The sequence below is a fragment of the Escherichia sp. E4385 genome (genome assembly GCF_963883145.1).
Taxonomy (GTDB): Bacteria; Pseudomonadota; Gammaproteobacteria; order Enterobacterales; family Enterobacteriaceae; genus Escherichia.
On sequence record NZ_CAWOOJ010000001.1, the window covers coordinates 379,423 to 392,736 of the forward strand.

The 13,314-nt window shown below is 51.1% G+C and carries 11 protein-coding genes and 1 pseudogene; 5 read left to right on the top strand and 7 right to left on the bottom strand.

All coding sequences use genetic code 11. From position 1 onward, the window contains the following. Nucleotides 1-98 precede the first annotated feature (98 nt). Genes AACS80_RS01815 through AACS80_RS01825 form a run of 3 tightly spaced genes read right to left on the bottom strand, consistent with a single transcriptional unit; the run spans nt 99 to nt 2,670 of the window. Entirely contained in the window at nt 99-455 is a 357-nt protein-coding gene (locus AACS80_RS01815; RefSeq protein WP_130260807.1) for a RidA family protein, read from the bottom strand. After that, complete coding sequence (locus AACS80_RS01820) at nt 452-1,705, bottom strand: D-amino acid dehydrogenase (protein WP_135409599.1); 1,254 nt, start codon at nt 1,703-1,705, stop codon at nt 452-454. Before AACS80_RS01820 ends, AACS80_RS01815 begins: the two co-directional genes overlap by 4 nt. A gap of 50 nt (nt 1,706-1,755) precedes the next feature. After that, on the bottom strand, nt 1,756-2,670 hold the full coding sequence (locus tag AACS80_RS01825) for a LysR family transcriptional regulator (protein ID WP_138183636.1): 915 nt from the start codon (nt 2,668-2,670) through the stop codon (nt 1,756-1,758). A 272-nt stretch (nt 2,671-2,942) separates the two neighbouring features. Here AACS80_RS01825 and AACS80_RS01830 point away from each other — a divergent pair, with 272 nt between their 5' ends. Then, nucleotides 2,943-4,376, top strand: coding sequence for a gluconate:proton symporter (locus tag AACS80_RS01830; protein ID WP_130205434.1), 1,434 nt, complete (start codon nt 2,943-2,945; stop codon nt 4,374-4,376). A 149-nt stretch (nt 4,377-4,525) separates the two neighbouring features. Continuing rightward, complete coding sequence (agp, locus tag AACS80_RS01835; RefSeq protein WP_138183637.1) at nt 4,526-5,767, top strand: bifunctional glucose-1-phosphatase/inositol phosphatase; 1,242 nt, start codon at nt 4,526-4,528, stop codon at nt 5,765-5,767. Nucleotides 5,768-6,167: 400 nt separating this feature from the next. On the opposite strand, the gene AACS80_RS01840 is transcribed toward agp, so the two are convergent. Both AACS80_RS01840 and wrbA read right to left on the bottom strand, forming a co-directional pair. Then, nucleotides 6,168-6,395 carry a YccJ family protein gene (locus tag AACS80_RS01840; RefSeq protein ID WP_001143120.1) on the bottom strand — a complete coding sequence of 76 codons (228 nt, stop codon included), beginning with the start codon at nt 6,393-6,395 and terminating at the stop codon, nt 6,168-6,170. A gap of 20 nt (nt 6,396-6,415) precedes the next feature. Then, nucleotides 6,416-7,012, bottom strand: a complete 597-nt coding sequence (gene wrbA / locus AACS80_RS01845) for an NAD(P)H:quinone oxidoreductase (protein WP_001151441.1) — start codon at nt 7,010-7,012, stop codon at nt 6,416-6,418. Nucleotides 7,013-7,388: 376 nt separating this feature from the next. On the opposite strand from wrbA, the gene AACS80_RS01850 reads away from it, so the two are divergent. Beyond that, nucleotides 7,389-7,562, top strand: coding sequence for a general stress protein (locus tag AACS80_RS01850; protein ID WP_001273658.1), 174 nt, complete (start codon nt 7,389-7,391; stop codon nt 7,560-7,562). Between the two features lie 250 nt (nt 7,563-7,812). On the opposite strand, the pseudogene AACS80_RS01855 reads toward AACS80_RS01850, so the two are convergent. Then, nucleotides 7,813-8,067 (bottom strand): annotated as a pseudogene (locus tag AACS80_RS01855) (solute carrier family 23 protein); the annotation flags it as partial. Between the two features lie 261 nt (nt 8,068-8,328). Here AACS80_RS01855 and rutR point away from each other — a divergent pair. Continuing rightward, the gene (gene rutR / locus AACS80_RS01860; RefSeq protein WP_000191701.1) at nt 8,329-8,967 is read left to right on the top strand and encodes an HTH-type transcriptional regulator RutR; all 639 of its coding nucleotides are present in this window, start codon (nt 8,329-8,331) and stop codon (nt 8,965-8,967) included. 39 nt (nt 8,968-9,006) lie between these two features. On the opposite strand, the gene putA is transcribed toward rutR, so the two are convergent. Further along, nucleotides 9,007-12,969, bottom strand: a complete 3,963-nt coding sequence (gene putA, locus AACS80_RS01865) for a trifunctional transcriptional regulator/proline dehydrogenase/L-glutamate gamma-semialdehyde dehydrogenase (RefSeq protein WP_135409597.1) — start codon at nt 12,967-12,969, stop codon at nt 9,007-9,009. A 57-nt stretch (nt 12,970-13,026) separates the two neighbouring features. Here putA and AACS80_RS01870 point away from each other — a divergent pair, with 57 nt between their 5' ends. Further along, on the top strand, nt 13,027-13,233 hold the full coding sequence (locus tag AACS80_RS01870; protein ID WP_138183638.1) for a hypothetical protein: 207 nt from the start codon (nt 13,027-13,029) through the stop codon (nt 13,231-13,233). Nucleotides 13,234-13,314 lie beyond the last annotated feature (81 nt).

A 13,314-nucleotide genomic window follows, 5' to 3' on the forward strand; every position in this document is an offset into this window, starting at 1 on the left:
ATGATATTTTCAGCCTGAATTTTGGCAGGTAAAAGAGGGGACGTTTAACCTTCATAGATGCCCCATGACGACGTTGTCAGGGGGCGGAAAATGGTGAATTATCCTGCTTTTACCGCAGTGATCATCACTTCAACCAGAATCTCCGGGCGGGCCATCTCAGCCTGCACGGCAGCACGTGCCGGGCTATATCCTTCTGGCATCCAGTTAACCCATACGTCGTTGAAATCGGCAAAATCGCGGCTGATATCTTTCAGCCATACCTGAGCGGACAAAAGATGAAATTTATCACTGCCCGCTTCAGCAAGTAATGCGTCGATTTTCTCCAGCACTTCGCGCGTTTGTTGCGCGATGTCAGGAGTATTGCTCTTCGGTGTCTGACCAGAGAGAAATACAAGATTGCCATATTCCACACTGGCGGCAAGACGAGGTTGTGGGTTATTACGTTTGATATTCAAGCTGATTGGCTCCATGTCAGTCCATCAAGGGAAATTGCGGGATCTTCGCCCGACAGCAGTGCGCTTAACACCACGGCACTACCCGCCGCCAGCGTAAAGCCCAGACTGCCCTGACCAAGATTCATCCACAGATTTTGATACTTCGCCCGTCCTAATAGTGGCGGACCCGCAGGGGTGGATGGACGCATACCTGTCCATAATTCAGCATCATCGATGCCTTGCAGTTGCGGAAAACTGTTAGCTACGATCTGCTTTAAGGCATTGATTCGTTCAGGGCGCAATTCATTTCCGTCATAGCCAATATCGACCATGGCGGCGATACGCAACCGCTCACCGAGGCGGGCATAGACAATTTTATGACCATAGTCGGTGACACTGATTTGCGGTGCGATCCCCATTTCTTGTGGGAAGGGGAGCGTCAGACTGTAACCTTTCAGACCGCAGAGCGGTAAGTGAGTCCCGGTTTCGGCAAGTAAATGCTTACTGCCATTACCCGCGGCAACGACATAATCATCCGCAACCAATGTTCCTGTGCTGGTGGTGATGGAATCAATGCGCTCGCCTTTTTTATTCAACTGCAAAACTTCACAATCGGTTTGTAGCGAAAAATTTGCGCTGGCATTAAGTTTGGCAAGTAATGCCTGGCAGAACTTATAGCAGTCCGCCGTTTCATCGCCGGGGGAGTAAATACCGCCACACAATGAATGACCAATATGTTTTAGTGCTGGTTCAAGATGAACGCACTCTTCGCGTGATAAAGCCTGTTGAAATTGCGGATTAATACCTTTTGCTGCTTTGGCTAAATCTTGCGGGCGGCGATGAATAATCAGTTTGCCAGAACGGCGCCAGTGAAAATCATCAAGATTATCTTCCAGCAGCCACTCTTCCATGACCTGACGGCTTAACAGTGATAAGCGTAAAATATGGTCGCCATTGAGTTTATTTGTCCGGCTATTGCAGGCCAGTAAAAATTCCAGCAACCAGCGCCACTGGCTAAATGACATGCGCAAACGCATATTGAGGGGGGAGTCGCTTTTCCCCATCCATTTAATTCCCTGCATCGGTACGCCTTTATCCGCCAGAGGAGCAACGTAGCGATAACTGAGTTGCCCACCATTAGCGAAACTGGTGGCGACGCCTGCCTGGCTGTTGCGTTCTAGCAATTGCACCTGATGGCCCTGTTTTACCAGCACCCATGCTGTTGCCAGACCAATTACCCCGCCGCCAATAACTACAATGCGTTTTTTCATCACCTGAGATATCCACCGCTAATAAATGCGTTGGGGTTATGTCAAAGCATTTAGACCTGAGGAGCAATTGACTTTTTATTTTCAGGGTATAACTCAAGGTTAATGGCTCGCACTTGCTGACGTAATTGCTGACAGAGGAAATCGACAAATTTTTGTGTAATAGGACTAAGTGAAACGTCGGCACGGCGTAGCAAACAAAGGTCTATTTTCATTGGGGGTTCGATGGGGTGAATCGTCTCTGCCGGGAGGTTATGACGGGCAGAGAAAATATCGGTAATACTGCATCCCATTCCGCGTTTTACAAATTCCGTGGCCATGTAATAGGTCTGGACATTCAGGCGCGTTGTCAAAAAATCACGTCGTTTAGCTATTGCATCGGAAAGGGAATGAGGGCCGGGAGAAATCCAGCGTTGTTGGTCAATCTTGTCTATTTCTACTGCGCCCTGGCGATAGTCCCGGTCGATATAAACCAGCGGAACTTCGGCTATCAGCGTCGTCATAATTTCCCCCTGTTGAATCGGCTGTAGCGTCAGGGCCAGATCAATCTCACGCAGATCAAGCTTTTTAACCAACGTTTCAGTGTGCTCTGTCGTCAGTGTCATGACCAGATTCGCATTCTGCTGGTAAAACGCCGTGACTATTTCCGGCACCAGACTTAATCCCAGGCTTGGCAGGCATCCCAGGGCTATTCTGGCTCGCGGATCTCGCGTCAGGTTATCGGCCAGCAGTCGCAGGTTGTCGAGTTCGTGATAAATCGACTGCGCTTTTTCAAAAAGTGTGATCGCTTCGCTGGTTGGAAGAAGCTTGCCACGAACTCGCTGAAAGAGCTGAAAACCGAGTTTTTGCTCAGCGTTTTTTAACGCTTTACTGGCGGCCGGTTGGGAAATATTCAGCGATTCCGCTGCCCGTGAAAGTGTCCCGCATGTCATCACAGCATAGAAGATTTCCAGGTGGCGCAGTTTCATTAAGAGTTAACCCAGAGTTATAGACGATAGATAAAAAGTCATTTCATGGTAACATCAAGTTAACATAAATTTAATCTGTAACGTCTGTTCTGGTAACAATGCGTTATTTGCCCACCTAAAGGGGTTAATTACGAACTCAGAATAATACCTGTAGTACCCGGACAAACCCTCAGTGCATTTTGCTAACAATAATAACGAGGGGGGATATTTTCTGAGCTGTCCAAATACATCGGCTGATATTGAAAGTCGATTCGATGGGGTTAAGGAGTTATATGAGTGACTCAATGCTCGCTGGTGGTTTACTAACCAGACAAAATATCACCAAAAAGAATGTCATTATTGGCTTGTTATTGATTGCATTTTTACTGATAGCGTTCTGGTGCCAGGGGCGTCCAGGTAATGAACTCGGACTGCTTGGTTTTACACCACTGGTGGCGTTAGCGGTGCTCTCGTTGATAGGCGTCGATATTGTTCTGGCGGTTATTTCATCGATTATTATTGCGATGATAATGACTTCCACCGGCTTACCTGAAATGGGGGCCATGCTGGCAAAATCGACGGGATCGTTTATCGCCACTGTTGGTTTGATCATTATGCTTGGCGCAGGCGTAGGTGAAGTGGCAACACGTACCGGAGCCGCCGTTGAACTGGTCAAATTTGTGGTGCATCGTATCGGGCTTTCCAGCCAGACACGGGTCAAATTTGGCATCGTTGTCTCATCCATTCTTATCTGTGGCGCGCTGGGTACTATGGCAGGCGGTAATGCCATTATTGTTGCGGTGATTATTCCCGTGGCGGCTGCAGTACGGCTGACACCGCCTACAGTGGCTGCACTGATGATGACGGCGGGGTCAGTGGGATTGTTTACCGGGCCATTTACTCCCAGTACCGTGACGATTTTACAACTCGGCGGCCTGACTTATCCGCAATACCTGATGTACGTCGGGCTGCCAATGAGCGCCGTGACGTTATTTGCTGGCTGGATAATGGCCGGGCGAATTCAGAAGATGACGGAAGGAAAATTACACTACGAAGTGGATCTCTCAGAGAAAACTCAGGAAGAAGAGGATCCTGCCCGCGATCGTCGTCGCAAACTCAGCGCCCTGGCATTTGCTGCAACCATTATTGTGATGGCGGTTATTGGCGTAGTGATAAAAGCAGGTTTTAGTTTTGCCATTATCGTTATGCTGTTGGTGGCGTTGATCACCGGGCTGGTGGGGGGATTAAGCCCAACCGGGATCCTGCAAGCCCTGTATAAAGGGTGTGGCAGACTGGTGTGGATGTTTCTGCTCTACTGGCTGTATAACCCGATTCTGGAGCTTATGGATAGCCTGCAGGCGTATCAGGGATTGCTCGAATACACACAACCACTGTTAACCGGGATATCTCCGGCATGGCTTTGCTTCTGTATTTTTGCCTTTAACATTATCGGTCATGTGCCAGGTGCTGCTGTTGCTCAGATGACCTTCACGCATAAAATATTTGGTCCGATGTTGATGGCTGCGGGAGTGCCGCCACAGGGTACAACGGCAGTATTATTAGCCTCATCGCAAGTGGACTGGTTTGGGCCTTTCCCTTCATCGGATATGTTCGGTCAAATGGGGCTGGCACAATCTACTCACCTGAAATATATGCTTTATAACGGTTGGGCCATTGTCATTGCCAATATCATTCTTTTTGCCTTGCTGTTTCAGGTATTAGTTTAACGATACAAACCAGGCGATAGCGCGACTACTGTCCGTTATCGCCTGACGGTTTCCCGCCTCGTCATCTGCTAAATTGCGAACCTGTTCCCGGAAAAATGCCATATTTCTGTCACACTCTTAATTGATTGATAACTAAAGAGGTGATGGGAATGAAAAAAACGCTAATCGCTGCGGCCGTGGCTGGAATGGTTTTACTCTCTTCGAATGCGCAGGCACAGATCATGCCGGAAGGCTATCAGCTACAGCAAGTGCTACTCATGAGCCGTCATAATTTACGTGCGCCATTGGCAAATAATGGCAGTGTGCTTGAGCAGTCGACGCCGAATAAATGGCCGGAGTGGGATGTTCCTGGTGGACAACTCACGACCAAAGGCGGCGTGCTGGAAGTGTATATGGGCCATTACATGCGTGAGTGGCTGGCAGAGCAGGGAATAGTGAAAACGGGTGAATGCCCGCCGCCGGACACCGTTTATGCCTATGCCAATAGTTTGCAACGCACTGTCGCCACTGCGCAGTTCTTTATTACCGGCGCATTCCCAGGGTGTGATATTCCTGTTCATCACCAGGAAAAAATGGGCACTATGGACCCAACCTTTAACCCGGTGATCACCGATGATTCCGCCGCATTCAGTGAGCAGGCGGTGGCGGCAATGGAAAAAGAGCTTAGTAAACTTCAGCTTACCGACAGCTACCAGCTACTGGAAAAAATCGTTAACTATAAAGATTCTCCTGCCTGCAAAGAGAAACAGCAGTGCTCGTTGGTGGACGGTAAAAATACCTTTAGCGCGAAGTATCAACAAGAACCAGGCGTTTCCGGGCCGCTAAAAGTGGGCAACTCGCTGGTGGACGCGTTCACCCTGCAATACTACGAAGGTTTCCCGATGGATCAGGTGGCCTGGGGGGAGATCAAATCAGATCAACAATGGAAAGTGTTGTCGAAACTGAAAAACGGCTACCAGGATAGCCTGTTTACTTCACCGGAAGTGGCGCGCAATGTCGCGAAACCGCTGGTCAGTTATATCGACAAAGCCCTGGTTACCGATCGTGCCAGTGCGCCGAAAATCACAGTGCTGGTTGGGCACGACTCAAACATTGCCTCTCTGTTAACGGCGCTGGATTTCAAACCGTATCAACTGCATGACCAGAACGAACGCACGCCGATTGGCGGCAAAATCGTTTTCCAGCGTTGGCATGACAGCAAAGCCAACCGCGACCTGATGAAAATCGAGTATGTGTACCAGAGTTCGGAACAGTTGCGTAATGCCGACGCGTTAACGTTGCAGGCTCCGGCTCAACGCGTGACGCTTGAACTTATCGGCTGCCCGATAGATGCCAACGGTTTTTGCCCGATGGATAAGTTTGATAGCGTGTTGAATGAAGCGGTGAAATAACAGAAAGCTCCCCCGCGAGAAGCGGGGAATATGAGACTGATGACAAACGTGAGATTGCCTGATGCGCTACGCTTATCAGGCCTACCCGAGAATTGCACTATATCGAATTTGCACGATCGCGTAGGCCGGATAAGGCGTTCACGCCGCATCCGGCATGAACAAAGCGCACGTTGTCAACAATTTGAAAGCTCCCCCGCGAGAAGCGGGGGAATATGAGATTGATGACAAACGTGAGATTGCCTGATGCGCTACGCTTATCAGGCCTACCCGAGAATTGCACTATATCGAATTTGCACGATCGCGTAGGCCGGATAAGGCGTTCACGCCGCATCCGGCATGAACAAAGCGCACGTTGTCTACAATTTGAAAGCTCCCCCGCGAGACGCGGGGGAGTTACTGATTAAACGTTTTTACGTTCGATGGTCTGTTCGCCCCAAAAAAGCGAATCTTTATCGGTCTTAGCAAAGGCTTTGACTAACACTTCATCGCTACCTTCTTCCCAAATCTTTTCCGCCATTTTTTCGTCGTACCCGGCGACTTCGAAAATGGCCTCGGCTATTTCCGGCGACGTATTGCGCAGAGATGCCCATTCACCCACGTGATGAGCTTTCGCTTCTTGAGTTGGCATGCGTATCCTCCTGTTGAAGATTAGCCGTTAAGTTTAACTGCCAGACCAGCGACATATTCCCCCTGATAACGTGCGATAGACAACTCTTCCTGGCTGGGTTGGCGTGAACCGTCACCGCCTGCAATGGTGGTTGCGCCGTATGGCGTTCCGCCACGAACCTGCGAGACGTCAAATAATTCCTGCGCTGCGTAGCCAATGGGGACAATAATCATGCCGTGATGAGCAAGGGTCGTCCAGGTTGAAGTGATAGTCTGTTCCTGTCCACCGCCAGTACCGGTAGAGCTAAAGACGCTCGCCAGTTTTCCGTACAGTGCGCCGGAAGCCCACAGGCCACCAGTCTGATCCAGGAAGGTACGCATCTGGCCCGACATATTGCCAAAGCGGGTTGGCGTACCAAAAATAATGGCGTCGTAATCGGCCAGTTCTTGCGGAGTTGCAACGGGTGCAGTTTGCGTTTTACCGCCTGCTTTTTCGAATAATTGCGGCTGCATGGTTTCCGGTACACGCTTAACAACAACTTCTGCGCCATCGACTTTGCTTGCGCCTTCAGCGACTGCGCGCGCCATCGTTTCGATATGTCCGTACATGGAATAATAAAGCACCAGAACTTTAGCCATTTCTAACCACTCCTCGTGTTATCTCTATTCCGTAGCGATTCGCTACCACTCTTTTAAAGATAAGACGTCCTTTTCAGAGTGCAAATTTCACAACCACTTATTTGATTTATAACAACTTTCACAAGCGCGTAAATTTGTCGCAAAATGATACATTTTTATCCCATAGCGTTTTTTTAATCATAAGAGAGGCTTATGGATAATTATTGGAAATGATATCTATTCTCGCTCAGAACCTGTTGCAGGATATTACCAAACGCGGGTCCACCCGCGTCAGTTCACTAAGCTTAGTCCCACGTAGCGAAAATATGGCACCGCCATACGCCGCGTTAATCTTATGCAATGCAATATGATGTCTACATCAAGACGGAGGTCAGTAATGGCAAACCATCGAGGCGGTTCAGGTAATTTTGCAGAAGACCGCGAAAGAGCATCAGAAGCAGGTAAAAAAGGTGGACAGCACAGCGGGGGTAATTTCAAAAATGACCCGCAGCGCGCATCTGAAGCAGGTAAAAAAGGTGGCAAGAGCAGTCACGGCAAAAGCGACAACTAGCCGGGCTAATCAATGACGAATGCATTTTTGTCTGTAACTCGTCAAAAAGCCATCACCGCCGGTTACCCGGCGGTTGATACTGATGACAAATGCACGATTGCCTGATGCTTATCAGGCCTACCAGAAGATTGCAATATATTGAATTTGCACTGTTTTGTAGGCCGGATAAGGCGTTTACGTCGCATCCGGCATGAACAATGCGTACGTTGTCAACAATCTGCACCGCCGGGTAATCCCGGCGGTTTTCTGTTTATGGCTCCTGATGAACAACTTCTGGCGGTGGAACGTCAACCAACTTTCTGCTTAACAACGCATTGAGTAAAATCGCGCCAAAAGTTGCTGTACCGATCCCTCCCAACGTAAAACCGCCCAGCGCGATGCTGATATTCGGGTTAATGCCCTGACCGTTAAAGCCCGTCGCGGCGATCACCACGCCAACAAAAGCCGCGCTGGAACCGAGATAACTGGGGACGTGTCCGCCGGTAATAAAGAAAAACAATAACGTGAAAGTCAGACGGGGCGCTGCATCCTGCATATCCTTTTCAGCCGCGTAATGGCTTGTTTGCAAAGCGGATGCCAGTTTTTAAAAATTCAATGTTATTAATGTGTTAATGTTTGGTTGTTGAAAATGACTGGTAAAAAGTGGACTAAACGGTCAAAACAGTTGCACATAAAACATGCGTTCGTGCGCGATGAGAGTGCAGAAGGTCGAGGCCAGACGGGGGGTTTTGCTATCCTGTTGCTAATCTACAAGAGGGGAGAGCGCATGACGCAAGGCGCAGTGAAAACAACGGGTAAACGTTCGCGCGCAGTGAGCGCGAAGAAAAAAGCGATTCTTAGCGCGGCACTGGACACTTTTTCGCAATTCGGTTTTCACGGCACAAGGCTGGAGCAAATTGCAGAGTTGGCGGGCGTTTCTAAAACCAATCTGCTGTATTACTTCCCGTCGAAAGAGGCACTGTATATTGCCGTGCTGCGGCAAATTCTCGATATCTGGTTGGCGCCGTTAAAGGCGTTTCGTGAAGATTTCGCCCCGCTGGCGGCGATCAAAGAGTACATTCGTCTGAAGCTGGAAGTCTCCCGCGATTATCCGCAGGCTTCGCGCCTGTTCTGTATGGAGATGCTGGCAGGTGCGCCGCTGTTAATGGATGAACTGACGGGCGATTTGAAGGCGTTAATTGATGAGAAATCAGCGCTGATTGCAGGCTGGGTCAAGAGTGGCAAACTCGCGCCGATTGACCCGCAGCATTTGATTTTTATGATCTGGGCTTCCACTCAACATTACGCCGATTTTGCCCCTCAGGTGGAGGCGGTGACAGGCGCGACGTTGCGCGATGAGGTATTTTTCAATCAAACGGTTGAAAACGTGCAGCGGATTATTATTGAGGGGATTCGACCACGTTAATGATGCCGGAGGAGGTTGCAACATCCTCCGGCTACCTGTTTAACCTATAGTCATTAAGCTGGCGTTACCGCCAGCGGCAGCGGTATTCACACTCAGCGAACGCTCGATATACAGCCGTTCCAGAAGGATATTGCTTTCGCCACGGGCAAAACCCTGCACCGAAACAATTGCGCCATCCCGCGCGGCAACTGCTTCACACAATGCGCGAAGCTGATCCGAATCACCGTGGAAGATCACCGCATCAAACGGTTGAGCGGTTATATTTTCCGCTTTCGCCAGTTGAATACGTTCGCTGACTGCCGATGGCAATGCCTTCACTAACTGACGATGCAGCGCGTCATCCGGCCACAGCACCTGGCTGCCCACCGCCAGCACGGCGGCAAGCTGAGTCAGCGCATCCTGTTCATCATCCGCGATACACAATACGCGCTCACGCGGCAGCAGCGTCCAGGTGTTGCGTTCACCCGTCGGCCCTGGCAGCAATCGTTGTGTTCCTGCCTGCGCCAGCTCGCCATATTGCGTACATAACGCCTGCAATTCTGGACGGTTTGCCGCCCATTCCCGCAGTGCATTCAGCGGCTGAGTCAATGCGGTTTTCAACTGCGTATCGACAGGATACTCTGCATCCTGACGCGCGAGCGTCACCGCCAGCGCACTTTCCGGGCGATTCGCCAGCAGACGGTAGAGATAGAGCGGACCGCCAGCTTTCGGCCCGGTGCCGGACAACCCTTCGCCGCCGAACGGTTGCACCCCAACCACCGCGCCAACCATATTACGGTTAACATACAAGTTGCCGACATGGGCCGAGCCAGTGACCTGGGCAATGGTTTCATCAATACGCGTATGGACGCCGAGCGTCAGACCATAACCGGAGGCGTTAATCTGCTCGATCAGCTCCGGCAGCTGGTTACGGTTATAACGCACCACATGCAGCACCGGACCAAAGACCTCTTTTTGCAATTCGGCAAAGTCATCCAGTTCGATAAGCGTCGGGGCGACAAAGGTGCCGCTTTGCCATTCACGGGCATCTTCGCTGTTTTCCCGCACCGCCTGGAACACCGGACGGCCTTTGCTACGCATGGTCTGAATATGACGCTCGATATTGCCTTTCGCTTCGCTATCAATCACCGGACCGATATCCGTGGTCAGGCGACCAGGATTACCCATTCGACACTCGGCCATTGCGCCGCGCAGCATTTTCAACGTGTGGTCGGCAATCTCATCTTGCAGGCACAGCACGCGCAGTGCCGAACAACGCTGACCCGCACTGTCGAACGCCGAGGCCAGCACATCTATTACTACTTGTTCGGTCAGGGCGGAGGAATCGACAATCATCGCGTTCATGCCGCCGGTTTCAGCGATGAGCGGAATAGGGCGCCCCTGAGCGTCCAGGCGGCTGGCGATATTGCGTTGCAGTAACGTAGCGACTTCGGTTGAACCGGTAAACATCACCCCGCGCACGCGATCATCACCCGTCAGTTGCGCGCCCACGGTTTCCCCCTGACCTGGCAGCAATTGCACTACGCCTGGCGGTACACCCGCTTCCAGCAAAATGGCGATCCCTTGCGCGGCAATCAGCGGCGTTTGTTCTGCCGGTTTTGCCAGTACGCTGTTACCTGCCGCCAGTGCGGCAGCAATCTGCCCGGTGAAAATAGCCAGCGGGAAGTTCCACGGACTGATACACACTACAGGCCCTAATGGACGGTGGGTTTCGTTAGCGAAATCATCCCGCACCTGTCCGGCGTAGTAGTGGAGAAAATCGACCGCTTCGCGCACTTCGGCAATGGCGTTGCTGAAGGTTTTTCCGGCTTCACGCACCAGAATACCAATCAGTTGCTGCATCTGGCTTTCCATTAGCACGGCAGCGCGATGCAAAATCGCCGCGCGTTCAGCCGGAGGAGTGGCAAACCAAATTGGCGCGTTATTAACTGCACTTTCCAGCGCCTGTTCCACTTCACGCGGCGTGGCTTCACGTACATAGCCCACAATATCTTTCGGTTCCGCAGGGTTAATAACGGGCGACATCTCACCAGCCGCTACCGGTTGTTCCAGCATTGGCAAGGCCTGCCATTTTTGCAGTGCACTATTGAGCAGGGCAGAAGAGAGCGAGGCCAGACGGTGTTCGTTAGCGAGATCCAGCCCTGCCGAGTTGTCGCGCCCGTGACCGTAAAGATCGCGCGGCAGGGGAATTTTCGGATGCGGTAATCCAGTTTGTCCTTCCTGTTGCGCCAATTTTTCTACCGCAGTGACCGGATCGGCGACCAGTTCATCCAGTGGCAAAGAGGTGTCGGCAATACGGTTAACAAACGAGGTGTTAGCACCGTTTTCCAGCAGGCGGCGCACCAGATACGCCAACAGCGTTTCATGTGTGCCAACCGGAGCATAAATACGACACGGACGGTTAAGTTTGCCGTCGGCAACTTTCCCGGTGACCTGCTCATACAGTGGCTCGCCCATACCGTGCAGGCACTGGAACTCGTACTGACCCGGGTAGTAGTTTTGACCCGCCAGTTGATAAATTGCCGCCAGCGTATGGGCGTTGTGCGTCGCGAACTGCGGGTAGATTAAATTCGGCACCGCCAACAGCTTTTTCGCACAGGCGAGATAAGAAACGTCGGTATACACCTTGCGGGTATAAACCGGATAACCTTCAAGGCCGTCCATCTGCGCACGCTTGATTTCACTATCCCAGTATGCGCCTTTCACCAGGCGAATCATCAGACGGCGACGGCTGCGGGTGGCGAGATCAACCAGGTAATCAATCACCAGTGGGCAGCGTTTTTGATAAGCCTGAATAACAAAACCGATGCCGTTCCAGCCTGCCAGTTCCGGCTCGAAACAGAGTTTTTCCAGCAGATCGAGGGAGATCTCCAGACGATCGGCCTCTTCGGCATCGATGTTAATACCAATATCGTACTGACGCGCCAGCAGGGTGAGTGATTTCAGACGCGGGTAAAGCTCTTCCATTACCCGGTCATACTGGGCGCGGCTGTAACGCGGATGCAGCGCCGACAGTTTGATTGAAATGCCCGGACCTTCATAGATGCCGCGACCATTGGACGCTTTACCAATGGCGTGAATCGCCTGCTGATAGGAAACCATATACGCTTGTGCGTCTGCGGCAGTCAGTGCCGCTTCGCCCAGCATATCGTAAGAGTAACGGAAACCTTTCTCTTCCAGCTTGCGGGCATTGGCTAACGCTTCCGCGATGGTTTCGCCCGTGACGAACTGCTCGCCCATCAGGCGCATCGCCATATCCACACCTTTGCGGATCAGCGGTTCACCGCTCTTACCGATAATGCGGTTCAGCGAGCGGGAGAGGCTGGCTTCGTTATGGGTGGAAACCAGTTTGCCGGTAAACAGCAGCCCCCAGGTGGCGGCATTAACAAACAACGACGGGCTACGACCAATGTGTGACTGCCAGTTACCGTTGCTGATTTTGTCGCGAATTAACGCATCACGGGTGGCTTTGTCGGGAATACGCAACAACGCTTCCGCCAGACACATCAGCGCCACGCCTTCCTGCGATGACAGCGAAAACTCCTGCAATAACCCCTGGACCATACCTGCGCGACCACTGGCATTTTTTTGATTACGCAGTTTATCGGCCAGTTGATATGCCAGTTTATGCGCCTGTTCAGCAACTGGCTGCGGCAGGCGAGCTTGTTCCAACAGCATAGAAACCGCTTCAGTTTCCGGACGGCGATAGGCCGCGGTGATAGCGGCGCGGGAAACCGACTGGGGCAAAATTTGCTCGGCAAAGTCGAGGAAAGGCTGGTGTGGTTCCTCTGCCGGATTCGGCGCTTCATCGCTCTCATTGGCTGCGCCAGAAAGCAGTGCAGGCAGCTCCGGCAAGGTATCGCTATTTTCCAGTTGTTCAAGATAAGAAAAAATCGCCTGCTTAATTAACCAGTGCGGTGTGCGATCGATACGTGTCGCGGCAGACTTAATACGCTCACGCGTCGCGTCGTCCAGCTTAACCCCCATGGTGGTGGTTCCCATGCCATTACTCCTGTTGTTCTGAAAAGTGCAACTTAACGTTATCGTGAAATATCTATTATGTTGCAACTTTGTGCAACCACGTTAAATGTGACTTACGTAGCAAGCTTAAAAATGAATGAAATGTTAATAAAAGAAATCGATATGACAGGGATTAAAAAAGTAATGCAGACTTTTTCTCTGCGGCAGTTAACATTTTTGAAAGGTGCAACCGCGAAAAATGTGAGGAAGTGCAACCTGATGAAAAATAGTATCGCTGGGCAATAAAATTTGATGTAAATGATGTGTTAAATCGATTGTGAATAACCAGCACTTCCGGCAGGATACGGTCGCCCTGGTAAAACATAA

Excerpts from the sequence above, each read along its gene's own strand:
- AACS80_RS01820 (WP_135409599.1), bottom strand. The coding sequence starts at position 1,705 with ATGAAAAAACGCATTGTAGTTATTGGCGGCGGGGTAATTGGTCTGGCA.
- AACS80_RS01825 (WP_138183636.1), bottom strand. The coding sequence starts at position 2,670 with ATGAAACTGCGCCACCTGGAAATCTTCTATGCTGTGATGACATGCGGG.
- AACS80_RS01830 (WP_130205434.1), top strand. The coding sequence starts at position 2,943 with ATGAGTGACTCAATGCTCGCTGGTGGTTTACTAACCAGACAAAATATC.
- agp (WP_138183637.1), top strand. The coding sequence starts at position 4,526 with ATGAAAAAAACGCTAATCGCTGCGGCCGTGGCTGGAATGGTTTTACTC.
- AACS80_RS01840 (WP_001143120.1), bottom strand. The coding sequence starts at position 6,395 with ATGCCAACTCAAGAAGCGAAAGCTCATCACGTGGGTGAATGGGCATCT.
- wrbA (WP_001151441.1), bottom strand. The coding sequence starts at position 7,012 with ATGGCTAAAGTTCTGGTGCTTTATTATTCCATGTACGGACATATCGAA.
- AACS80_RS01850 (WP_001273658.1), top strand. The coding sequence starts at position 7,389 with ATGGCAAACCATCGAGGCGGTTCAGGTAATTTTGCAGAAGACCGCGAA.
- rutR (WP_000191701.1), top strand. The coding sequence starts at position 8,329 with ATGACGCAAGGCGCAGTGAAAACAACGGGTAAACGTTCGCGCGCAGTG.
- putA (WP_135409597.1), bottom strand. The coding sequence starts at position 12,969 with ATGGGAACCACCACCATGGGGGTTAAGCTGGACGACGCGACGCGTGAG.
- AACS80_RS01870 (WP_138183638.1), top strand. The coding sequence starts at position 13,027 with ATGTTGCAACTTTGTGCAACCACGTTAAATGTGACTTACGTAGCAAGC.